A 22,777-nucleotide genomic window follows, 5' to 3' on the forward strand; every position below is an offset into this window, starting at 1 on the left:
CCGCCGAGAAAGGCCAATTTGGTTCTCAACATGGCAACAAGCGTGCTTCATTCATCATCCTGACCAGCAACTTGCCATCTAACGGGAATAGGAACTATCGCCGCCAAGAGCTTGCGATGCTCGACCGCTTGTCCATCGCATTGATGGCGCCCAAACAGTTCGCGAGCGCAATCGCTTGCGCGACAAATAGAAAGATGTTTCAGAACCTGCGCTGCCATCGGAAAGCCTTAGGATGTGCCGCTTGGGCGGATCCGGCGCCGGTTCCGCATCGCTACGGCTGCGGAAGCATCTCCGCAGACCATTCTAGCGAGAACACCGAGCCCAGCATCTGGCGTGGCGCTGACTCGGAACGAAGATGTAAGTAACAGCCAGCGGTGCTACGCGACGGCCAACGCATAGAGAGCCGAGTTGGCACGCCAGGCCTATCCAGGCTTCGGTAGGCGTGGCCGAGCTCGGAGCATTGTTAGCGACGAGATAGGAGCTTGGTCTAGGTCATTTCGCCAACCTGCATATCCTGTATTTGCAATCCGTGAGGAGCAAAGCAAGCGGCTGCTCATCGAACGCTGCGCTCCCTCTCGCAATTTCTTGCTCCGGCGCCTGAAAGGACCAGACAGAATGACGGCATATCCCATGGTGTTACAAAACTTACGCGCTGCCAATCCTGGTCGCCGGGTATTGGAGATAACGACGACCGCAGGATGCATCGTCCGGTGTACTTATTGCCACCAAGACAAGTTCGCTGATCGGCAAAGACCCGTGTCTCAAGCGAAGTACCTAGGTCTTCAGGATTTCGAGCGGTGTCTTGCACGCGTGCCGAGGACTACCGAGATCAGTTTTGCCGGCTACTCGGAGCCTTGGCTCCATCCGAAATGCACCAGGATGGTTGAGCATGCTTACGCACGTGGGCATCAGATCCGAATTTTCACGACCCTCGTCGGAATGAACGGGAGTGACATTCGGCGCTTGCAAATGCTGCAGTTCAGGGCTTTCATCGTCCACGTTCCTGATGACGGCACTTATATGAACAGCCGGCTCGTCGGAAAGTCCTATCTCAATGTCATGCGCCGACTCGTCGAGGCGAACATTCCCTCGATTCGATTCGTTGTCCTGGGCAAAGTCCATCCGGACCTCGCCGACACCATTCCCGCAAAAGCGCTGCAGCGCTTGCGTCCGCTGAGTAACAGCCGAGGACGTCTAGAGTCGAATATCATCAAACCGCGACAGCCCGTCGTCGGACCCTTGACGTGTATTGGCAAACAACAACATCGGAATGTCCTTCTACCAAACGGCGACGTTACTCTGTGCGGGATGGATTTTGAGCGGCGTCATGTCCTGGGCAATCTTTTGCGCGACGAATACGCATATCTCTTCGAAAGCCCAATTTTTCACGAAATCGCCGATCGCATGAACGGAATGGATGGCTTTCTGCTCTGCAGGATGTGCGAGTTTGCTCACCCGCAGACGTCGGGATGTTATATGGATGCCGACCAACAGACGTGACGGCCGGCCTGCACGAGTGTGGATGTCAAGATTCTCTCTGAAGAACGCGACCGATGCCAATTCGCTCGCCACGTGCCGGGAACGGCCAAACCGATGGAAACCGCCGGATCGGATATGCGATTGACACGAGGCGGATCAGAGCCGCGCCTCAGTGAGGTGAACCAGTTGAGAGCCTGCGCTGTAGAGGGCCTCACGGGCGGCACGAAACCGCCGATATTCAACCGGCGCAGCTGGAAGTGGTAGGTCCTCTTCCGCAAGGCGGCCGAGAACGTAGGACGCCAACACCCGGCCGAGGACGGTCCCAGGTGCAATCCCGCGCCCGTTGTAACCGCCGAAGGACACGAGGTTACGGTCGAGCTTGTGAAAGCGCGGCAGGTGGTCGGAAGTCATCCCGATCATCCCGAACCAGCCGGCTTCGAACTCGACGTCGCCGAGCTGCGGAAACAGCCTACGTAGCGACCTGACCGCCCAGGCTCGGTGAACCAAGGTGCCGATACCCTCTAGAGCGCCAACGCTGCCGAACACCAGACGGCCGGACTGATCGAAGCGAAACGAGGAAAGGACCTCGTGGGTGTCCCATGCCCCTTGTCGTTCGGGCAAGATTGAGGTCCTGAGACGATCTGGTAAGGGCCGCGTTGCCAAATTGAAGTAAGGTAGACGGATCTGCTCTCGCTGAATCCGCAACCAAGGTCTTTTGCCGTAGGCGTCGGTAGCGACGATTACCCACTCAGCACACACAGATCCCATTGCCGTGCCGACCCTCCAGCGCAACCCCATTTCGTGGACTGTGAGGACTTCAGTCTGCGCGAATATCCTCGCGCCCGCCGCAAGCGCAACGCGCGCCAAGCCGCGCGCATAGGCCAGTGGCTGTATTGTACCGGCGCGCGTATCGAGCAGCGCGCCGGTATAGTTGCCACCGCCAATCTTTCTGCGCGTCTCCTTCGCATCAAGCACCGCGACCGGAGCGCCGCGTTTCTGCCACTGTTCGGCACGAATCTGGATTTCCTCCAAGCCCCTGCGGCCGACCGCGCAATGCAGGGTCCCCGCGCGCTCAACTTCACAGTCGATCCCATATCTCTCGATCAGTGCAAAAACCTCCTGCGGTCCTCCACCCAGTAATTCGATGAGCCGCTCTCCAAACGGGGAGCCGAGCGTGTCTGAGAGCGTGTCGGGCATGACCCACATACCCGCATTGACGAGCCCGACGTTGCGCCCGGAACCACCGAATCCAATTTCGGATGCCTCCAGCAGAATGACGCGCACGCCGCCCTCCGCGAGGCGGATAGCCGCAGAGAGTCCAGTATATCCACCGCCAATCACAACGACATCGGCTTGCAAATCACCCACGAGAGGACCGGTATACGGCGGCGCCGGCGCCGTGAGCTCCCATAAGCCGTGCGACTTGCGATTGCCTTGCATCCGACGAACTCGTTCTGCAACGCATCAAACTCGGCCGGCGGTCTTCGCTATCGAACTACCGATCCGAACGAGTCGTGAACCGGTACTTTAGCAGTTTGACCAGCAGCAGCGCTTGGCGGATCCAGGAGCCGAAGAGGCTTCATCGAATCGTGAGCTCCCAGATGATCCGGATATGCCCGCCATGAATCGATGGTCGGAAAATATGCATATTTCTAACACGCAGGTTACTATTATCGATCAAGTTCAAGACGCGCCCAATATCTCCCTGATCAGAAAAGACGACATACATCAGGCCGTTGGCGTTGAGCCAATTATGCGCTCCGCCGAGAGCTGAGGCCATGGCGCTGTGATCTTCGTCAAAGCAGGAGCGCTCCAAATCGTCCCTTGCTTTTCGGTTCCAGTACGGGGCGGCAAACAAAATACGGTCGAACTTTTCTTCAGGCTGCAGCGCAGAATAGATGTCACTGAGGCGCGCTTCTGCCTGCTTGGAATGACCTAACCGCTCGATGTTTAACTTTGTGGTGAGAACGGCTTGCGGATTGATATCGAGAGCCACCAGGTGTTCTGCCCCAGCGCGAAGTGCCGCCAGCCCCAGGACGCCTGATCCGCATCCCAAATCCCATACTGTTGCTCCAGATTGGATGTGCCACTTCGATATCAAGGCGTCGGGAGCGTGACTTAGGCGTGGCGACAGAACGCCGGGGAGAATGTGCAAGAGCATACCGCACACTTCCACGTCGTGCGGGTGTTCGCATGACCGCAGATCCGCGATCATAGCGTCTACATCGGTCGTTTGGCGCCGCGCCGATATGGCTTTGGGGGCAGTCATTCAAATCTCCAGTTCCCTGGCGCGCGCTTTGCCTCATCGTCCTGCCATCCAATCGATGGAACGCCCTATTGAGCAAGTGCGCCTGCTGTTGCACTGTACAGGGCCTACCGGTTTAAAGAGTTTCGGGCAGGTTTGTCCCAACGTGTCTGAATGCGCTTTGCGCCTTCGCCGACTGTCATTGCCTCTCAATAAGCAACGGCCGTGCCATCGGAATTCAAAGCGCTCGGCTTCTGATTTTCCTTGGAGAACGACTGCCGGCAGCTCTGATGTTCTGCCGCCCCGACGATTGTCTCCGGCGGTGTCGGACTCCGAACACGTATGACCAAGTTGGCGTACGAATGGCTTCGTGTTGCGGCTATTCTCGCAGCTATTCTCACGGCAGGTTGACCGGAAATCAGAAGTTGCGACCTGGAAACTTCGACGAGAGCTCGTCAGGAATAGACAAGATTTCGCACAATTCACGATTTGATGCCGCCCCAATGGCTATCTAGCTGATTTAAGAAAAAGCGATATTTCACCCTGCGCTTGCCTCCGACGATCGAAAACTCGCCGACGCCATACCGGCCTTCGCCATCATAGCGCCGATCGCCTGAATCGAGATAAGGAGGCGATCATCAATGGAGCGGCATACCCTTGTTGCAGCTCAACTCCTCAACCCGCGCCCACTTTTATCACAATCCCCTCTTTGTGTCTGCGATCCGCGCTGCAGCGCCTCGGAGCAGACACTTTCCGGACCTCGTTCACTCTACCTGACGGGAAGTCACGTCAGGTTTTGGAAAGTTAACATCAGTAGCGAGGAACCACAGAGCTATGCTGGCGGACGAGATCATGGACCGATTGAGCACTATCAACCAAGCTGATCATGATTCGGCTGCATCCAATGCGGCCGCGGAACAACCGCAACAGCCGCAAGCGGAGTTCGAGCAGCACCTGCTGGACGCGCCAGGGGCCGACCCCATATATTCCCATAGAGAGCTTTATGATGTCACCGAGGAGGACGATCGCCTCATCCAGGCGGCATCCGGCGCTGCTCTCAAGCGAGATTTACCGCCGAGGCCTACCACCGTCAGTATTTATGATCGTCGGCTTCGCAAATTGGCTGAAGCGCTGAAGCAGGATGGCAAATCAATTTCTGGCCTCGATGACAATGCGTTGCTCGGACACGCTAGAAAGCTGCTGCCGAACGACAAGGTGATCGCCCCGCATTGTCAATGGTCAGTCGGTACCGCGAGCCTGACGCAGACGCTCTCCCCCTCAGAACACATTATCGTCCTTCCAGGGAAGATGAGCGTCTCATCAGGGAGGCTGCCGAGGCACGTTTTGGTCGACAGATCGGCGAGAAAAAGGCCGGGGGCTATGCGAGCGGGCTGCGGAAGTTGGCGGTAGCGCTCCGCCCGTCGTCCATTGCCAAGCTCAGCGATGACAAACTGCTCGGCCACGCAGTCCGTTTGTTTCGAAATGACAAGACGCTCATCGCCGCCTTGAACGCTCTCCGCGACTATCGCGCGATCGTCGGGCGGGGTAATTTGGGCGCAGAAGGAGGCAGTTCGCGGCAGGTCATTCAACCGCCCTCTCCTTTGCCCATGCGGCCGGTCGATGAACAGCGCTTGGGGAGCGCTGCGGATCGCGACGCCTCACTACCGGCTGATGGTTTCAATACTCTGCAGGTTTGGCACGAGCCAAGTTTAGCCCCTCATTCTCCGATACATAGTGTGGCCCAGGATGAGCTTTTCGATACCGCGGAGCAGAGCAGCGAGCTTTCAGCTCCTGGCTTCGATGCACCATTGCTTTCGCAGCAAATGCGTTCAGCGACTTCATCGCCCGCGCCAAGTTTCACTCAGGAAGAACTTTTCGATGCCGTGACCGGTTGGCAACGAATGCACTCGGCGACTTCATCGCCCGTGCAAAGTTTCCTCCAGGAGGAGCTTTTCGATGCCGTGACCTGGCGACCCAGCCCGCGGCCGAATTTCGTCCCTGAAAACTATTTTGGACGGATGATGGACCAAGGCGCTGCGGCCCAGACCACTTGAGCGGACGTCCTTTCCAGCCAGCGACAGCTTTGATGCTTCTTTGGCCGTTCCCGAGGACTTCTCCCACGGCACCCAGCCTGCGCCGGATATGATGCGCTCCAAGCTGGGTCGATGGGGTCTGTTGCCCGATGCAGCACAGTGGGTAAAGACCTACGATATTCGCGGTGAAGGCTATACGGGCGTGTTGGGACCGCGAGGGCCCAATGATGTTCAGCTCATCCATCTGCGGTCTCCCGCTGTCGGCGATACGTTCGATGTGTCGTTTGCCGTTCCCAAGGACTTCTCGCATCGCACCCAGCTGGCTCCTGACATGATGCTATCCACGTTGGGCAAGTGGGACTTCTTGCCTGTTGCGGAATATCCGGTCATGAACTACGAGATCGGCGGCGAACGCTACACGGCCATGTTGGGACCGGGAGGACCCAACGACGTTCAACTCATTCACCACCCTCGGCCCGCTTTGCTGGGCGAAGCGACGCGTGCGGTGGGGAGGGCTTCCCCGGGTATCGACGTCGGTCCTGCGCCAGGGTTTGATGCACCCGCACCTTTCGAATGGCGCGAGGACGCCCCTTCGGCGCTGGCGCCAAACCGTACACAGCCGAAAGCCTACCTGGAGGCCGCGTTCTTCTCTTCCATCGGCCGCTATTTGGCTAAACAAGGGGCTCGTCGGCGATGTATCTATCACGTTGTCGTCGCATTCGGCAGCGACGGCACTTTCAGCCGAGCAGACCCGAGAACCATCGGGATACAAGATGCGAACGCGCTACAAGACCATGGCTTGGCCGACGATCAAACGTGAATCATCACCGGCCGGTGGACCATTCGGATTGGAAAGAATGTCTCACTAGGGTCGCGGACAAGGATGCGAACGTACTTTGGCGACCCGGTTTTTGGTTTGATGAGGGCCCTTGGCTCCTGATCATACCAGCATAGCCGGCACTGGCGATCCTCCGATCACAAAGATCCGATGAGGATCGTCAGCCCTCATATGGCGCCTTTGAGCGAACTGGCGCACCTTCGTGCAACTCGGACGCCCAGACGAAAGACGGTCAGAGACAATCCGGCCGTCTTCACGATCTATATTATCGTGCCATGCTCGGTGAAGCATCCACGCGGTTAAGGAAACAGCTTCGAAGTGGGGTCCTGCGCCGTGCTCTTCTTACCAGATGAACTTCGCGCCATCAGGCAGGTCGCAGATGAATTCGCCCTGGTGCACAAGTTCGGTGGTCCCGACGACAAGCTTCGAGGCCCGCACCGTGAGCTTGCCTTCGCGGCTGAGGCTATGGCGGATGTACTCGGTGACGGCATGTCCCGCGCTGTCCACCGTTTGGTGCGCATTGGCGAAGCTGATGCCGTTCTGGGGCGTCACCCTGAAGGCATTGATGACCAGACCGGCCTGCGTCGCCGACGCAGGCTTGCTACCCTCCGCGTTGGCACAGCGGCTCATGTCCAGGATGAGCTTCACGTTCTTTCCGGTCTGCAGGGCATTGAGCACCTCCGTGTATTTTGGCGAAGGCTCGTCGGCTCTCGCCATCGTGCTCATGCTTGCGGCCGAAAGCAGGGACAACAGGATCGTCAGCCCTTTGCCAGTACACTTCATATGCTCATCTCCCTCGATAAGTACCAAAGATCGCACGCTGCAAGACGTCGTCCTCGCAAGCCGTTTGGCGGATTCCAGACATCAAGCACGCCGCGCCCTGCGACAAAAACAACCTGTCGCGACCAAGCACAAGTGGTTGTGACGGCCATTCCGACGTCACAACCTCGTAGGTCAGGTTTACTAAAGTGGCCTGAGCTCGTACGACATCGCTGGAACGATTCGATCGACCGCCGGCCGCCTAGAACTACAAACGGCAACCGGTCGCGCCAATCCAACGGAGGCCGATATGACCGAGCGGCCCCAAATGCGCCTAAGCGGGCGATTTCCGAAAGAAGACTTCGACCAACCGCATCTGCCAGCTTGTCCACGTTGAGACCTGGTAGGACTCTCTGCCCGCGGGGATGGCCGACAATGGGTGGCTGGGCGAACAAGCTCAGTCAAGACACCCGATCTCGCCCTCGTCGAAAACAGGAACGCCAGATGGCACAAAGCAGTGTCGACTTCAAATATATCGCTTTGCGTGGCTTCTGTCTGGCTGACCGCTCACCTCACTGAACTGAATTCATCCGGCACCCCTCAAACGGATACTGGCTTCCTTCCTGGTCCGTCAGCTTCTCGAAAGCTGCACCTGCAAAACTCCATGCCAACGGCCGGCACTCGAGGGGAGATGGAAGAAGAATGAATGTTGATCCACGGAATCCCGCAGATACTCCCTTTGAGGCTCACGGCGTCCTGAAGCAGCCTCACCGCGTGGACCGGCAGCCAGACGAGCTGAGCGCACACACCGACGCGCCGGCACACAGGTCCTAGCATCAAGCAAGCTTTGAGCAGCAGCTAGATGACTTGAGGTCCGACGCGTGGTGCCCATTTCGACCTGCCCTTCCAAATTGATCTTTGACGTCACTCATTCGGGCGGGCTTCGGCTATTGCCTGACATCGATCCGGTCGCCGCGTTCGTGCCCGAGACCGAACCCGTGTCGTGAGCCGGAGAACGCCTTCGGCGAAATACGGGACGCGCGTTTTGAAGACCGTCAAGCGCAGTAAACGCCGCATCAAACACGGCAAGCCGCGCAGCCGCTCTACGCCTATCCGCCTTTTGAATGCGTTCCATCAAAACAATTGATTTTGCCGATCCTGCATGAAGCCCCCATAGTCGGTTGCGATCTTTGGAGGCAGCATTCAGGAATGTGGTGTGACAATCGATTCTCTGTCCAATCCCTTGCCGGTCAATTCCACTTCGGCAATCGCGCGTCTGCATCCAGAAGATCACGCGCCAGATCAACGCTTCTTGCGGCCAGCCAAAGTCAGCCTGCCAATCGCCACGTGTGAGGCGATCCGGCAATCGCACGCTTACGCGCGCAACGGCTTCGCCCTTAACGCGCAGCAAGTATGGCTGCCTCATGCCATCGTTGCAGGTCAGACTGCGCGTCATAGAATTTGGAGAGACGAGATGCTCACGACGTTGGAGAAAGTAAGACCGACAGAGATCCTCAAAGCTGTGACCGTGTCCAGACTGCCTCGCTGTCGCCTCAAGACGCGCACAAGTTTGAGGGTACGTTGTAACCAATTGTTAAAGACACTTGAATCTCACCCAACGTCAGATTGTAGGATTTCCGACAACCTCGCGACACACAACCGCGCTCGCGCGAACACTTCCCGACAGGTAGCAAGAATTGCGAACGTCTCTCAAACTCAACGCCACACCACTTCGCTCGGTCACACGGATCGATCACTCCTGTCGACGGCGTGTTCTCAACACCGCTTACGTGCAGCGCGAAGGAATCAGTGCGACCCCTGTTGCAGCCGGATCAGGATCTAGCATTCGGGCCGAAAGCAGGCTCTGTTTACCTCGCACTGTCCGTGCACCACGCAACCAAAAACTCGAGCTTCGATCATTCCGCCGCCGCTCATCCAAGATGAGATGCAGCTGGCGCAATGACCTCGATCAGAGGCGTCCTAACCCCGACAAGCAGCGCCCCTATCTGCCCCTCATTCACGACTTGTCGATGGGGCGCAGCATTGGACGCGGCAAAACATCGGGATCGTTGGCGCCCTGCATGTCTATCACCGGCTAGGGAGCGGTTTTCTCAGTAGTCGGAAGGCACATCGATCTGTTCGTCGTACATCGCTGCGCCGGAGGCATCGTCCAGATGCGTGGCCTGAAATTGTCATTCACGCGGAACACCTTGCCTCATCGGGACTTGGCGACGCCACAGGCTCGACAGCATAGCAAGATTGACCGCGGGGCCGGGGCAAGGTGGAAGTGGTGGGGAGTTCCAACAATGTCGGTTTCGCCAGGCTGTTCAGCCACAAATCCATCGGCTCGCTCCTGGGTATTGGCTTCGATTGCGCGCTCTAACGCCATCACGATCGAAGACGGCTACTCAGTGCGTGCAGACATCTCTGCGATCAATGCTCAGATCCGCCAATCTGCTGCAACCGCTTGCGGCCTCGTGAATGATTTTGCATCTCTTCCCGGCATAAAGGGCCCGCTCGGCATCGCCGGCGACGTATGCAGTCACCGTCGGGTCATCGCATTTTTCAATCTCATGATAAGTATGTCACCGGGATTGATCGCCCGCCACCACGCTCCGCTTCGTCGCTGCCGCACTTTGGCGCTCACGCCAAGGCGGACGTCTGTCAGTTTCGTCGAACCTCTTGGTCAACCGTGACGCGCTTAAGGTCTTGGCGTGTATGGACGAGAGGCGATGAAATGCGAATTCTCCTGGTTGATCATCATGCGGACTTTGCCCGTGCTGTGAAGGAAGCGCTCCCCTATTGCGGGTTCGCAGTTGACGTGACACGCACGCTGGATGAGGCGGCGGCCGCGCTGGATTGCGCCAACTATCACATTCTTTTGCTCGAATTGGTTCTGCCCGATGGAGACGGCTTGGATTGGCTGAAGCAGCTGCGGCGCGAGGGACGCTCGATGCCGGCCATTATGATGAGCAGTCTCAACGATCTCGGCCGGCGGATTGCGATCTTCAATGCGGGCGCGGACGATTTCCTCCCCAAACCCGTATCGACCGAGGAACTCATCGCACGCATGCGGGCCATTCTGCGGCGGTCGACGCAAATGACGGCGCCGCTCGTGACATTCGGCAATCTGCACTTCGACCCCATTGCGAGGCAAGTCGCGGTCGGTGGTCGGATACTGAAGATTGCCCGCCGCGAAGTGTGCATTCTTGAACATTTGCTCAACCGTGCCGGCCGCACCGTGCCGCGCGCATCACTGGAGGACAGCCTGTACGCGTTCGACGATGAGGTCTCGACCAATGCGCTGGAAGTCGGGATCTATCGCCTGCGCACGCATTTGAGCCAGTCGGGTGCGACGCTCAGGATCAAGACCGCGCGCGGCGTCGGTTACACCCTTGAACTCATTGAGGCAGCCTCGGCTGCCTGATTAAATCGAACTCGAAAGCAACAATCCCTTGAAGGTCATTTACAATGCTGCCGGCACCGATGAGCCGTCGATGGTCGCCAGCGCGTCGCGCTCTGCCGGTTTATCTCGCCTCTGCTACGTCCTGTGCGGATTTGCTATGCTGTTTTCATCTGCTGCGGCAGCCGAGATCAAGCGGGATGGCAAAGGAGAACCGCCACGCGCGGCGCCGGGCGGCACCTCCGGCACGCTGAACCTGACTTCTTCACAGGGCAAGACAGTTCATCTGACCGCTGCGGCGACCAGCATCTTTGTTGCTGACCCGACGATTGCGGATTATCAGGCACCGTCGAACACGACGATCTTCGTGTTTGGCAAGAAATCCGGACGGACCAGCCTCTTTGCCCTGAACGAAAACGGCGAGGCTCTCGCCGAGCTGCGCGTGGTCGTTACACAGCCGATCGAGGACCTGCGAGCAACGCTTCGAGCCGAGGTTGGCGACTATCCGATCCACGTGAGCTATACCCCACGCGGCGCTATCCTAAGCGGTACGGCGCCCAATGCCGAAGTCGTCGAGACCGCCAAGAAAGTTACCGAGCAGTTTCTTGGGGCCGGGTCACTGGTCGTCAACAAGATCCAGGTCGCCGGGTCGTTGCAGGTGAATCTCAGCGTACGGGTCGCAGAAGTCTCCCGCAGCGCCGTCAAGGATCTCAATATCCATTTCACCGCATCCAGCCCGAACGGCGCTTTTCTGATCAGCGGCAAAGATGGCGGGTCTGGCGCCGCCGGCGGCGGCGGCACGATCGGTATCGGGTTCAGCGCCGGCAATACCAATCTCAGCGCTGTTCTCGACGCGCTCGCCAGCGAACACCTCGCCTCGATCCTGGCTGAGCCGAATCTGACGGCGATGTCCGGCGAGTCCGCAAGCTTCCTGGCCGGCGGCGAATTCCCCATTCCTGTGATGCAGGATAATCGCCAGGTTTCGGTTCAATTCCGCCAGTTCGGCGTGAGCCTCGAATTCGTTCCGACGGTTCTCAACAATAATCAGATCAATGTCCGTGTGAAGCCCGAAGTCAGCGAACTGTCGAGCGAAGGCCAAGTCAAGATCAATGGCATGGAAGTCCCTGCCCTCTCGACGCGGCGGGCCAGCACCGTGGTCGAGCTCGCCAGCGGTCAGAGCTTTGCAATCGGCGGACTGATTAGGCGCAACTTCAACAACGACATCGGTGAATTTCCCTGGCTCGGCGACGTGCCGATCCTCGGCGCGCTGTTTCGCTCCTCATCGTTTCAAAAGCGAGAAACCGAACTTGTCATTATCGTCACGCCTTACATCGTGCGGCCCGGATCGAACCCGAGCCGGATGAGTGCGCCGAGCGATCGCATCGCACCGCCGTCGGACGCGGGCCGCATTTTGACGAATACGCTGGCGCGACCGCCAAAAGACCGCGATGCGCCCCGCACCAGCGCACCAGGATTGACCGGCAGCGCCGGCTTTATCATCGAATGAGGATCGTCAAATGACTCTGCGACATCTGTGCCATTTGATCGTTATGGCGGCAACGTTGGGTGGATGCGCAAATAGTGCTTCGGTCCGTTCCGAGCCGGCTGAGCAGGCGATCCAGGTGGAACAGAAGAGCAGCGTCTTGTTCTTGCAGAGCCTTCGTGGCTCTGAAAGGCATCGGCTGCGGAATTTCATTGCGCATGCCAGTGGCGGTCGCCGGGATGCACTCCATATTGATGTCACCGGCTCACCCCGGCTCATTGCACAAGTGGCCCACGAGGCCCGTGCCATGGGCATCGCCCCCTATAACATCCGCCTGGCCGCCTCCCCGATCGATCTGCCCGCCCGCTTCGGGGTGCGGATCGAGGCCATCACCTTTGAGGCCCATCCTCCCGTTTGTCCATCTCTTTCCATCGTCGGACCTGCGGTAAACGACAATTCATTCGATCCGACCCTTGGCTGCTCGACCAGAAACAATCTGGCAGTCATGGTCAACGATCCGATCGACTTGCTGGACAATCGATCTGTCATGACAAGTAGTGGCGATCGCGCCGCTAGTCCTCTTGCCAGCTACGGCACCTTTGCCCCGCCCAACAAGAGCAAAGAGGAAGATGGAGGGAGCAACAGGGCAACACCGGAAGCCCCCGCGGCGACGACGAGGGACGTACAGCCCCCTCGATGAGGGGCTGGCGCCACCGTCAAGATGATCCAGGGTTTTTTCGTTCCGATTGAATTAGAACGGGTCTCTATAGATTTTCGCTCTGGCGCGTTTCTTCACGCGAACCGGGACCCGCTTCGCCCGGAAGCACTCTAGACCAGGCCGCCAGCGTAAAGCGCTTTTGCGACCGCCTCGAAATATTGCGAAGGAACCGGGTTGCCGAGCTTTGCTGTGCCGAGCAGCTGTCGCGCCAGGACGTCGTCATCCACAACCTTGAGGCCCAGCGCGCGCGCCTCGCCAAGCAGTTTGGAAGCAGTTTCGCTCTCGCCACGGCAGACCAGGATCGGCACGCCGGTTTCGCCGCGAACATAGCGCAGCCCAACCAGGGTTGTGGATCCCGTTAGGATCAGGTTGGCGCGATGAACGCCAAGGGGAGCCTCGTTCGCGGACTCCTGGCGCAGACGCCGATGTTCGCGTTTCACTTGCGGATTGCCTTGCTGTTCCTTGTTCTCGCGCTTGGCCTCGGTTTCGGTCATGCGCATCTCCTGCAGGAACAACCAGCGCTGGATCAGAAGATCAGTCAATCCGCCGACGAGAAACGCCCCGCCCGCAATCCCGGCCAGCAGCTTGACCTCGGTGAAGACCAATCCGAAACAGCCCATGCCACAGACCGGCAAATACACCAACGCTTTCCAGCTAGCGGTCACGGTGAAGAAAAAGCACGTCCCGAGGAGCACCACCTTAACCAGAGTCTTGCCAAGCTCGATGGCCGATCGTTTCGATGCGATCCGCGTCAAGCCCTTGATGGGATCCAGTTTCTCAAGTTTCGGTTTGAGTGGCTCCAAAGCAATCATGAAGCCGCCATTGGCCAGAACATTAGCCAGAAGGGCAGCTGCCACGGCCGCCGCGAGTAAAGGCCCGACCGTTGCGATCGAAAGTTCCAGTAAGCCGCTGAGCGCCTGCGGAACGGCGCTCGTGAAAGGCTGCTCCTGCAGTTTGTCGATCAGCCGGACCGTTTCATGCCACTTGTCTTCGATCGCTCCCGCTCTCCACCACAGACAGGAAAGACCGGCGCAGGCGCTGACCCCGCTCACCAAATCCGCACTGCGCGCGCTCTGCCCCTTCTTGCGTGCATCGCGCAGCTTCTTGGGTGTCGGAGGAAGCTTTTTCTCCTCGCTCGTGCCGCTCATTTCAAGAGCTTCTTGAAATGCTCGAGTACGTTGTTCGACGTCAGGATTTCAGCTCCCGCATATTCGAGGAGATAGACGGTGTAGCTGACCATGATGACGCCGAAGGCGACATTCTTGATCGTAGGCGAAAGATCGTTCAGCTTTAGCTGGGATGCAAAGCGGCCGAGCATCATGACCGACACGTCGATCAGCAGCAGCAGGGCCAGCACGGGCCCGGCGACCAATAGCGTCGTCAGCATGATATGATCGAGAAGGGCGAGGCATTCCATTGCCCCTTGTGCCGTGACCGCAGGCAGGAACCGATACACGGGCCAGATCAGATAGCTGCCATAAAGGCTGCTCACCATGGTCTGAAGGCCGCCGACCAGAACGAAGATCGTGACCGCAGTGACACCGAGAAAAAGCCCGGTTCCCGACGCCTGGCTGTGCGTTGCAGGATCTTCTGCCGCAACCTGGCTCGAGATTCCTCGCTGGGTATCGATGATGTCGCCGACCGCCTGGATGCTCCATAGGGGAATACTGAGCAGGATGCCGAGCAGAAGGCCGACGAAGACCTCCTTCAAGCCGAGCATGGCGACGCTGACCAGACGCGTGTTCGGGTCGAGCGCCTCCAGGCCGAGCTTGATCTGCGGGAGGCACGGTAGTCCGATCGCAATCGTCAGACTGCCCCGAATCAGGCCGCTGATACGCGGCCGCGTAAAAACGGGAAGCACAAGCATGATGCCTAAGGCGCGGGCCGCGCTTAGGCCGGTTGCCGCGGCAAGTTCGATGCCGCCCTGGACGAGAGCGTGCGCATCGGTGGGTGAAAGGCCAGCCATCCAGGTCCCGCTAGTATCTTGCGGTGAGTGCAGGAAACTCGCTGAAAATGCGCTCGGCCTGTTCGATGAGCGGAGCACTGAGCACAGGAGAGAAGCCGGCGAGCACGGCGACGACGACCAGAAGCTTCACCGTCAGGGGCAAGGTTTGATCCTGGAGCTGGGTTGCCGCCTGGATGAGGCCAATGATCAATCCCGAAATCAGGGCTGCGAGGAGCGGCGGCAGAACCCAGATCATGAAAAGCACGAGCGATTGGCTCAGGTGCATGAGGATGCTGGCTTCGTTCATTGTCAACCTCCGGGCGTCGTGTAGCTTAGCACCAGCCCGTGCATGAGACGTGACCAGCCGTCGATGGTGACGAATAGAAAGAGCTTGAATGGAACAGATATTACTGTCGGTGATACCATCGACATCCCCATGGCCATTAAAATCGTCGTGACGATCAGATCGATGGTGATAAAGGGAAGATAGAGAAGAAAGCCGATTTCGAAGCCGCGCTTGAGCTCCGAGATCAGGAACGACGGCACAAGAATCACAAAATCATCAGCCGTGGCACTGCCGCGCATCTCCTCCGACCAGACATGTTCGGCCGACGATAGGAAGAACCGGCGCTGCTCTTCATTGGTGAACTTCTTCAGATGGGCGCGCAGCGGCTCCTGCCCCTCCTTGGCGGCCGTCACCCAGTCATCGAACGTTTGGTAGCGGAGTTGCGGATCCGTCAGGCGGTTGTAGGTCTGCTCAAACACCGGCGCGCTGATGAAGACCGTTAGGATCAGTGCCGCCCCATACAGGACAATGTTGGGCGGTATCGATTGGGTTCCGAGCGCGTTGCGCACCAGGAAAAGCACAACGGAGACCTTTATGAAAGCGGTCGTTGTAACGACTGCGAAGGCGAGCAGGCCGAGGCCGACCGTGATCGCAAGAAGCGCCAGGATGCTGGGTTGAATCTCAGTCATTGACCGTCAGCCTGCCGCGTAACCTGACGGCAAGTTCCTCGCCGATCCGCACGATATCGCCGCGGCCGATACGCTGCCCGTTGGCAAGAATATCGACGGGGCCGTCAAGCGAACGGCCGAGTTCGAACACATGGCCTTCGTTGATGCTCCGCAAGGTTCCAATCGACATCGGCCAGCGGCCACATTCGAATACGAGCGTGATCTCGAGACTGTCGATATCGGCCTCGGAGGGGAGCTGTTGTGCTTGGGGTTGTGTCGTCATGTGTCCACTTTTCAGGGGGTGGGATTGCGAGCGGAATGGCCCCCGCAGAACCAGCCTTTCGCCGGCGATCTTGGCAGGAGCCCACAATGCGCTCGCAGTGAGGATGACCTGGCCTCGAGCAAGCGGAATAGCGTCCGGCAGCAGCGCATCGCCTCGCTGTGCCTGACGAACAAGGCCGATCGTGATGCGGAGCGAACCAACCTGGCCTGCGACAATGACAGGCAGTTCAGAATGAAGCTTGGGCGTCTGTCGCGGCAATCGGCCAAGCAGTTCGCCCAGGACGCTGAACGCTGGCGGAACCAGAGCGTCAAGAGACGAGAATAAAAGCAGGCGAACCTTACTCGCGAGCTGACCATAGGCGACGTCGAATTCCAGGTATGGACCTGATTTCGCCGCTTCATCGGTGCGCAGAAGCTGCAAATTCCGCTGCATCAGTCGCTCCAGTGGAGCGAGCAACGGCTCTAGCGCCAGTTCAAGGACCAGCGAACGCGTCGGCTCGGAAGGTAAGCTCAGGCCGTTCTGTACGGTTGCAACCAGCGCTTCAGCAAGCGGGACGGGCAAGGACAGGACGAGCATTTCGCCGCCTGCGTCAAAGACACAATCAAGCATCGATGTCTCAGTCGGCTCGACCTGCCAGACAAGCCGATTTATACGCAGCGATAGCGGCTTGTCGCCGAGACGGCTTTGCAGAGGTCCGCGGAAAACCGCGATCTCATTGAGCCACGAGACCACAGCATGCGAGAGGATCGGCTGCGCTCTGAATGGCACCGATCCGTCCGGCCTCTGGGTCGCAGGCGACGCCTGCTCCTCACGGCATGCTGGCGTTAAGGTAGAAGTATCGACCATCAGCTCGGCTCGTCTCCCCTTTGGGCGGACGCGCCTCTGCGGTAGCGAAGCAACACCTCATCATCGGCTTCGATTTCCGTCGCGGCTTCAACATGAGCATTGGTGCTTCGCTCAACGTCACGCTCGATCTCTTGCCATTTGTGGGACGCCGCCGAACGTTTGGCCCAAAGCGTCCGCGCCTCACGGACTGCAGTCTCGGCCTGATCTTGAGCGGAGCGCGCCTCGTCAAGAACCCGCTGGGCTGCCGCGATGTCCTCTGCGAGTCGGCCGATGATAAGATGGTGGCGGCGCTCGAGTTCGCTGACGGATATCGCGTTCTCCGATAACATCTGCCGATAGAGTTCGGCTTCGACCCTTGCGCGGTGTCTTTCGGCATTTGCAAGCCGCTCGCAAGCCTGTGCGACAGCTTCATCTGCGACGCGGCGCTTGGCTTCCATGTTGGACAGCTCACGAAGGGCACTCCGCTCCCTCATGTCCTTCACCAGCCGCAATTTCGACGCATGAACACAGTTCATGCGGTCAGACGCGACATCCATGCCACCGTCTCCCCAAAATTGCATGCTTCGTCCTGGCCCTGACGCAGGAACGTGCGCAACTCCTCGATCGAGGCGATCGCCCGGTCGGTCAGCGGATCGGAGCCTTGCTTGTATTCGCCGACCTTGATCAAGAACTCGGCCTCGGCGTAGCGCGAAAGCAGATCACGGAACAAGGAAGCGGCCTTGCGATGCTGAACAGACACGATGGCATCCATGACGCGGCTTCGGCTCGACAGCACATCGATTGCCGGAAAATGCTCTCGCGAGGCTAACGCGCGCGAGAGAATGATGTGCCCGTCAAGAATGCCGCGAGATTCTTCGGCGATTGGGTCGCCCGTGCCGTCACCTTCGACAAGCACGGTATAGAAGGCCGTGATGGAGCCATGCTCGCCCATGCCGGCGCGCTCCAACAGGCCCGGCAGCAGTGCAAAGACGGACGGCGGAAATCCGCGCCGGGTCGGAGGCTCTCCTGCGGCAAGGCCGATTTCGCGCATCGCGCGGCTAAAGCGCGTTAAGGAATCCATCATAAGAACGACGCGCAGCCCCTGATCACGAAAATATTCGGCCAGCGCCGTCGCCATATGGGCGCACTGAGCCCGCTCCATGGCCGAACGGTCGGAGGTCTCAACAACGACGACCGAGCGGCGGAGCGCTTCGCCAAGATGGCGCTCGATGAATTCACGCACCTCTCGGCCGCGTTCGCCGATCAACGCGACAATCGTGACGTCGGCGGCTGCACCCTTGACGATCTGCGACATCAGTGTCGACTTGCCACAACCGGCGTCTCCATAGATTCCGATCCGCTGGCCTTCTCCACATGTCAGGAGCCCATCCAGGACACGAACGCCGAGCGGAAAAGACTGTTCGATACCGCGTCGTTTCATGGGGTTAGGCGCCTTACCACGCAGCGGGCGCACTTCGCCAGCCTTTATGGGGCCCTTACCATCGAGCGGACGACCGAAACTGTCGATCACGCGGCCGAGCAAATCGGGGCCGACCGACACTACCTGCATTCGCCCGGTCGTGACGACTTCCGCACGGTTGGACAAGCCGACCATGTCACCGATCGGCGTGAGTAACACCCCGTCCGGCAACAAACCGATCACTTCGGCCTCGAGCGACCATCCGCTGCGGGGATCCTGCAAGAGGCATAGTTCCCCAACCCGGGCCTCCGGCAGGACGGCATGGAGCAGTGTACCGATCGCCCGCGTGATCCGACCGCGGACGGCACGCGTGTCGATATGCTTAGCGGAAGATCTCAAGGATGACAGTGCGGAGTGGACTGCCCCTTCTTCAGCCGCAGCATTATGGGTCGGTCGTTGCGTGGTCATGGCTCACCTTCGTGCGAAGGCAAGCCAAACCCCAAACGAAGCGCGCGGAGCTGCGCGGCAAGTCCGAGGTCGACATTGCCAAACTCGCTCCACAAAACGCATTGGTCCGCCGCGAGCGCCGGATCCAGCTCGATCCTGACCTTGGGCCGGCCCTCCTGTCCATTGTAAACTGCGAATTCGCTGGCAAGCAGATCGGCCTTTAAGGGCGATACGTGAAGGCAAACTTCCGTGTTCTTGTACTTTTGCTCGATCGCGTGACGAATACTGCGCACCAGCATCTCTCCCGGATCAAAGGCGCCAAGCAAATCGCGCACGATCTCAATGACCAATTCGGGCAACTGCTGCTCCAGAACGGCTTTTCGCTGCGCGAGTTCACACGCAGTCTGCGCAATCAGTCGCGTCATTTCCTCTGCGCCCGCCTTGACGCCCTCGGCATGACCGCGCCACCGTTCCCGCTCATAAGCTTTGCGTCCCCAGCTGCGAACACGCTGCAGGTGCCGTTCGGCAGCGGCCCGCGCGTCCACGGCTTCATGCCAGATCTTGAGCTCGGCTGCCGGGATCAGGGGTCCAAGCGGGCGGAACTGCGGGGTCACAGGCAATGCTGGGACGTCGACTGTCATACCGTGGTGGCCTCCGCCCGCAAATGGGTCATAACCAAGGAGAGCAGCGGGCCCGCGGCACAACGGTGCTCAGCCGCCGGATTGTCCACGGCGGTCCCAACGGGCAGGCGTAGAAGCACGCGGATACGGTCGAGCGCTGGAGCCTTGTCGAGCCAGGCGCCAAGACAGGCATGCCCGTCGTGTTCAATCTGTCGCGACAGGCGTTCGGGATCGGCAATAGGCGTTGTTGCGACCGCACTGGATAAATGCCGGATGGCGAAAGCATGCGCTTCAGCACCGATCATTTCGACCAAAATTGACAGATCGTGCTTTGAAACCAGCTTCAGGACGGAGCGTGCATGCCAGATACTGCCGGCGAACAGGGCAGCCCGCCGCGGATCATGCCCGAGCAAAGGATCCTCGTTCCAGCCCGCTCCGCTTACATCGACTTCGTGGCCGACCAACAGTGCGGCCAGTCTTGGCTGCAGCCTAAAACTCTGCTGTAGTCGGAGCAACGTGGCAGGCGACAGCAGCGGATCAAGACAGGCAGCAAAACGGCTTGGGTGGATCGAGACAACAAGCTCGCGCAATCGATCGGAAGCCAGCGTGAACGAACGATTGGGTTCGGTGGAAGACATTGATACCGACATGAGCGTCCTGGCTATGTCGAATCAGACATGATCTTTTTACCAGCAGCCTGAACGGCGGGCACATTCGAACGCCTGTTGAACATGATCAGGTTGCGCGATGATTGCCCGAACTGACGAAGACGCGCACCGAGCAACACATAAGATGCAATGACGAATATGGCGCCGGCGCCTCCAACCCCAAGCGCAAGCCACGGCGTTGAAGCAGATTTTGCGCTTTGAGCTGAAGCGGCTGTCGGCGACGCTGGCTGCTCAAGCGGAGTTCGCTCAACCGGCACGAAGACCACAGCCACCTTGTCGTAGGACAGCCCTTCGATGCTGTTGGCTACGAGCATCTTGATCTGAGGCAACAGCGCCGAGAGCTTTGCGTTGGAGCCATGTCGGATGAAAACCGACGCTGAGGACGGGGTCGCATCTTGCCGCAACAGATCGTTTTTAGGAAGGACCACATGGACCCGGGCGGAAAGGACGCCATCGATATCGCTAATGGTGCGCGACAATTCCTCGCTGAGGGCATAAACGTAACGGGCCCGCTCCTCGATCGGCGACGCAACGAGGCCCGATCCCTTGAATACCTCGCCAAGATTCTTGAAAGATTGGCGCGGCAGCCCCTCAACATTCAGCAAGTCAATCGAATAGGCGAGCTGCCTTTCCTCGACCTGGATCGTGCTGGTCCCATCTTTGGCGACAACACGAGCTGCATCGACACCCTTGCCAAGGAGAAGCGCAAGCATCTCATTGGCTTCACGCTCCTGAATCTTACTGTAGAGATCAGCTTTGCAGCCGAGCAACGGAACAAGAAGGGGCAGAGCAAGGCAAACGCGAAGCCGTCGCCACGATTGACGGCTGCCGTTGCCCGCACTGCACATCACACCACGCATCAGCTTCATTCAGCCCGCCGAAAGCAGCTTGTTCAGCGACGAACTCACGGCGCTGGTGCTCTTAGAGACAAGGGAAACCTGAACGACGTCCCGGTAGACATCCCGCAGATTCACCACCATCGAATCGAAATCTGCCGCTACCGGTTTAACTGTCTCATGCGCGCCGATGTCGAGCGGCTGCAATAGCGGCTGCGCGGCAGGTCCGGGCTGGATGACGCTCGGCGCAGACGACACACTACCGACCGCCGGAGCACCGACATGACTGTGGTACATGGTAGAAAGCGCTTGAAGGATGCGATCGCCCGGCGGATTCGCTAGCGTGTTCGTGCGCTGCACTTCCGATACCGGCGGAACGACTGCGGCTCTATCTGCGACCGATGAGGTGGCACTCTGGTCGGAGGCCGCTTGCGCAAGAGACTGCTCAAAGTGCGCCTGCTCGCCGGCGGCTGCCGGCGAGCAGGCATTGGCAAGACAGTCGGCTGAATTGGGTGAGATCGGCGTTGCGCCTAACATCATATAAGGAGTCATTGCGCTCGTTGATGAAACCAGGCGTTGTCTGACACTGAACGGATCAAGATCGTAGTACGGTGAGCTGACGAAAACCTGACGAGGATGCGCCGCCTTGCGTCATCTAAAGATCACGTTTGGCGTCCAGGCTGGACCGAAATTCCAAGTTTAATTCTCAGAAGGCCTTCAGGAATGTTTGTCCGATCCACGATGGTATTGAAGAGAATTCTTTACGCCGGAGGTTTCATCTGTCTTGGAATGGTCAGCGCGCTTGGCGCCCCCCTCTCGCTGCCGTCGGCCCCTTATAGCTACACGGTTTTGGACCAGGACCTTTCTGCCGCGCTGCAGGAGTTTGGCAACAATCTCAATATCAGGGTCAATGTCAGCACTGAAGTGAAGGGCCGGATTCGCGGACGAATGCCGGACCTGCCACCGCGCGAATTCCTCGAGCGTTTGACCAACCTTTACAATCTTCAATGGTATTACGACGGCCTCGTTCTTTACATATCCGCGGCCCACGAGGCGCAAAGCCGACTGATGGTGTTGAGCCCGATCAGCTTCGATGCGTTCAAGACCGCGCTCGATGCGCTCAACATCTCCGATGAACGCTATATCGTGAAACCGGCCCCCGGCGATGGCCTCGTCCTGGCTTCGGGCCCGCCACGCTTCATCGCGCTGGTGGACCAGACGTTGAAGGGCCTTGTGGCGGAGGCGCAGGCGCGGCGCAATCCTGCCGCCGCCGAAGGGCCGCCGCGGGATTCGGTTTTGATGTTGTTTCGCGGCTCCTCGAGCGTGGTTATTCGGGACGGACGCCCGGAAGGGCATTATTCGCCCGACGCGCCGCATCAGGACGGCACCGTGCGGGAGGCTGGCACGGGCCAGAAGTGACTAACCGATGCGAAAACACCTTCAGCCGAAGTCGATCCGATCTGTATTGGCTCAAATCCGTCCGATCGTCAGCTTTTCGAACGCTAATGCGCCCAGCATGAGCGTGCGGATGTCTGGACGGCGGCGCCTGCTCCCGACCGCAACGGACGTGGGCAACCAGCCACGCTAGGCGCGAGCGGAAGTTGGTAAGCGCCAGTTTTGACGGGGGCTCGAGGGCTTAAAGGTCGACACGAGCTTCCGAACCAACTGCGTCGGAGCCGCAGGCATGAATACGAGCCGAGAGCCCGACTCACCAGAACCGCCTACGGACGCGATCGGCTTTCAGCAGCGGCTCAGTGGCGCGCATGCCAGGCCGTGTGGACTCTTGGTATTTCGCTGAGCCGCCAATGCCTGACCAATTTT

General features: G+C 59.0%; 24 protein-coding genes. 9 read left to right on the top strand and 15 right to left on the bottom strand.

Annotated features, from left to right (window positions below; all coding sequences use genetic code 11):
• Positions 1-969 precede the first annotated feature (969 nt).
• The gene (locus tag JEY66_RS35445; RefSeq protein ID WP_225161279.1) at positions 970-1,500 is read left to right on the top strand and encodes an SPASM domain-containing protein; all 531 of its coding nucleotides are present in this window, start codon (positions 970-972) and stop codon (positions 1,498-1,500) included.
• A 135-nt stretch (positions 1,501-1,635) separates the two neighbouring features.
• On the opposite strand, the gene JEY66_RS35450 is transcribed toward JEY66_RS35445, so the two are convergent.
• Both JEY66_RS35450 and JEY66_RS35455 read right to left on the bottom strand, forming a co-directional pair.
• Positions 1,636-2,919, bottom strand: a complete 1,284-nt coding sequence (locus JEY66_RS35450; protein ID WP_016844737.1) for an NAD(P)/FAD-dependent oxidoreductase — start codon at positions 2,917-2,919, stop codon at positions 1,636-1,638.
• A 139-nt stretch (positions 2,920-3,058) separates the two neighbouring features.
• Positions 3,059-3,748, bottom strand: a complete 690-nt coding sequence (locus tag JEY66_RS35455) for a methyltransferase (RefSeq protein WP_016844738.1) — start codon at positions 3,746-3,748, stop codon at positions 3,059-3,061.
• Between the two features lie 810 nt (positions 3,749-4,558).
• Here JEY66_RS35455 and JEY66_RS35460 point away from each other — a divergent pair.
• The 3 genes from JEY66_RS35460 to JEY66_RS35470 are packed head-to-tail and all read left to right on the top strand — an operon-like array spanning position 4,559 to position 6,577.
• Positions 4,559-5,134 carry a hypothetical protein gene (locus JEY66_RS35460; protein WP_016844739.1) on the top strand — a complete coding sequence of 192 codons (576 nt, stop codon included), beginning with the start codon at positions 4,559-4,561 and terminating at the stop codon, positions 5,132-5,134.
• A complete protein-coding gene (locus tag JEY66_RS35465) occupies positions 5,125-5,778 on the top strand; it encodes a hypothetical protein (protein WP_016844740.1) in 654 nt (217 codons plus the stop codon). The genes JEY66_RS35460 and JEY66_RS35465 overlap by 10 nt, the downstream gene beginning before the upstream one ends.
• 40 nt (positions 5,779-5,818) lie before the next feature.
• Complete coding sequence (locus tag JEY66_RS35470; RefSeq protein ID WP_016844741.1) at positions 5,819-6,577, top strand: hypothetical protein; 759 nt, start codon at positions 5,819-5,821, stop codon at positions 6,575-6,577.
• Between the two features lie 360 nt (positions 6,578-6,937).
• On the opposite strand, the gene JEY66_RS35475 is transcribed toward JEY66_RS35470, so the two are convergent.
• Both JEY66_RS35475 and JEY66_RS35480 read right to left on the bottom strand, forming a co-directional pair.
• A complete protein-coding gene (locus tag JEY66_RS35475) occupies positions 6,938-7,321 on the bottom strand; it encodes a VirK family protein (protein ID WP_225161277.1) in 384 nt (127 codons plus the stop codon).
• 961 nt (positions 7,322-8,282) lie between these two features.
• Positions 8,283-8,765: a hypothetical protein gene (locus tag JEY66_RS35480; protein WP_155258733.1), complete on the bottom strand. Its 483-nt coding sequence runs from the start codon at positions 8,763-8,765 to the stop codon at positions 8,283-8,285.
• Positions 8,766-9,660: 895 nt separating this feature from the next.
• Between JEY66_RS35480 and JEY66_RS35485 the strand changes: the two genes are divergently transcribed.
• From JEY66_RS35485 to JEY66_RS35500, 4 genes are read left to right on the top strand one after another with little or no spacing between them, the layout of a single operon-like run.
• Positions 9,661-10,050 (top strand): hypothetical protein, encoded by a 390-nt coding sequence (locus JEY66_RS35485; RefSeq protein ID WP_125459152.1) that lies wholly within the window; start codon positions 9,661-9,663, stop codon positions 10,048-10,050.
• Positions 10,051-10,091: 41 nt separating this feature from the next.
• Positions 10,092-10,781, top strand: a complete 690-nt coding sequence (locus JEY66_RS35490) for a response regulator (protein WP_026192327.1) — start codon at positions 10,092-10,094, stop codon at positions 10,779-10,781.
• A 28-nt stretch (positions 10,782-10,809) separates the two neighbouring features.
• On the top strand, positions 10,810-12,264 hold the full coding sequence (locus tag JEY66_RS35495) for a type II and III secretion system protein family protein (protein WP_016844746.1): 1,455 nt from the start codon (positions 10,810-10,812) through the stop codon (positions 12,262-12,264).
• Between the two features lie 10 nt (positions 12,265-12,274).
• Entirely contained in the window at positions 12,275-12,940 is a 666-nt protein-coding gene (locus JEY66_RS35500; protein WP_016844747.1) for a CpaD family pilus assembly lipoprotein, read from the top strand.
• 128 nt (positions 12,941-13,068) lie between these two features.
• Here JEY66_RS35500 and JEY66_RS35505 read toward each other — a convergent pair whose 3' ends face one another.
• The 11 genes from JEY66_RS35505 to JEY66_RS35555 form a co-directional block, all read right to left on the bottom strand.
• Positions 13,069-14,106 carry an EscU/YscU/HrcU family type III secretion system export apparatus switch protein gene (locus tag JEY66_RS35505; protein ID WP_018269952.1) on the bottom strand — a complete coding sequence of 346 codons (1,038 nt, stop codon included), beginning with the start codon at positions 14,104-14,106 and terminating at the stop codon, positions 13,069-13,071.
• Positions 14,103-14,924 (bottom strand): type III secretion system export apparatus subunit SctT, encoded by an 822-nt coding sequence (gene sctT, locus JEY66_RS35510; protein WP_016844748.1) that lies wholly within the window; start codon positions 14,922-14,924, stop codon positions 14,103-14,105. The genes JEY66_RS35505 and sctT overlap by 4 nt, the downstream gene beginning before the upstream one ends.
• Positions 14,925-14,934: 10 nt before the next feature.
• On the bottom strand, positions 14,935-15,210 hold the full coding sequence (locus JEY66_RS35515; RefSeq protein ID WP_016844749.1) for an EscS/YscS/HrcS family type III secretion system export apparatus protein: 276 nt from the start codon (positions 15,208-15,210) through the stop codon (positions 14,935-14,937).
• A 2-nt stretch (positions 15,211-15,212) separates the two neighbouring features.
• On the bottom strand, positions 15,213-15,878 hold the full coding sequence (sctR, locus tag JEY66_RS35520) for a type III secretion system export apparatus subunit SctR (RefSeq protein ID WP_016844750.1): 666 nt from the start codon (positions 15,876-15,878) through the stop codon (positions 15,213-15,215).
• Positions 15,871-16,872 carry a type III secretion system cytoplasmic ring protein SctQ gene (gene sctQ / locus JEY66_RS35525; protein ID WP_016844751.1) on the bottom strand — a complete coding sequence of 334 codons (1,002 nt, stop codon included), beginning with the start codon at positions 16,870-16,872 and terminating at the stop codon, positions 15,871-15,873. Before sctQ ends, sctR begins: the two co-directional genes overlap by 8 nt.
• A gap of 113 nt (positions 16,873-16,985) precedes the next feature.
• Positions 16,986-17,522 carry a YscO family type III secretion system apparatus protein gene (locus JEY66_RS35530; RefSeq protein WP_018269951.1) on the bottom strand — a complete coding sequence of 179 codons (537 nt, stop codon included), beginning with the start codon at positions 17,520-17,522 and terminating at the stop codon, positions 16,986-16,988.
• Positions 17,498-18,853, bottom strand: a complete 1,356-nt coding sequence (sctN, locus tag JEY66_RS35535; RefSeq protein WP_026192326.1) for a type III secretion system ATPase SctN — start codon at positions 18,851-18,853, stop codon at positions 17,498-17,500. Before sctN ends, JEY66_RS35530 begins: the two co-directional genes overlap by 25 nt.
• Complete coding sequence (sctL, locus tag JEY66_RS35540; RefSeq protein WP_016844754.1) at positions 18,850-19,473, bottom strand: type III secretion system stator protein SctL; 624 nt, start codon at positions 19,471-19,473, stop codon at positions 18,850-18,852. Before sctL ends, sctN begins: the two co-directional genes overlap by 4 nt.
• On the bottom strand, positions 19,470-20,090 hold the full coding sequence (locus tag JEY66_RS35545) for a nodulation protein NolU (protein WP_276325804.1): 621 nt from the start codon (positions 20,088-20,090) through the stop codon (positions 19,470-19,472). Before JEY66_RS35545 ends, sctL begins: the two co-directional genes overlap by 4 nt.
• Before the next feature lie 23 nt (positions 20,091-20,113).
• Complete coding sequence (gene sctJ / locus JEY66_RS35550) at positions 20,114-20,989, bottom strand: type III secretion system inner membrane ring lipoprotein SctJ (RefSeq protein ID WP_016844756.1); 876 nt, start codon at positions 20,987-20,989, stop codon at positions 20,114-20,116.
• Positions 20,990-21,508, bottom strand: coding sequence for a nodulation protein NolB (locus JEY66_RS35555; protein ID WP_233475196.1), 519 nt, complete (start codon positions 21,506-21,508; stop codon positions 20,990-20,992). It abuts the gene before it with no gap.
• Between the two features lie 171 nt (positions 21,509-21,679).
• On the opposite strand from JEY66_RS35555, the gene JEY66_RS35560 reads away from it, so the two are divergent.
• Positions 21,680-22,375 (top strand): hypothetical protein, encoded by a 696-nt coding sequence (locus tag JEY66_RS35560; protein WP_026192322.1) that lies wholly within the window; start codon positions 21,680-21,682, stop codon positions 22,373-22,375.
• Positions 22,376-22,777 lie beyond the last annotated feature (402 nt).

The sequence above is a fragment of the Bradyrhizobium elkanii USDA 76 genome (assembly GCF_023278185.1).
In the GTDB taxonomy this organism is placed as follows: domain Bacteria; phylum Pseudomonadota; class Alphaproteobacteria; order Rhizobiales; family Xanthobacteraceae; genus Bradyrhizobium; species Bradyrhizobium elkanii.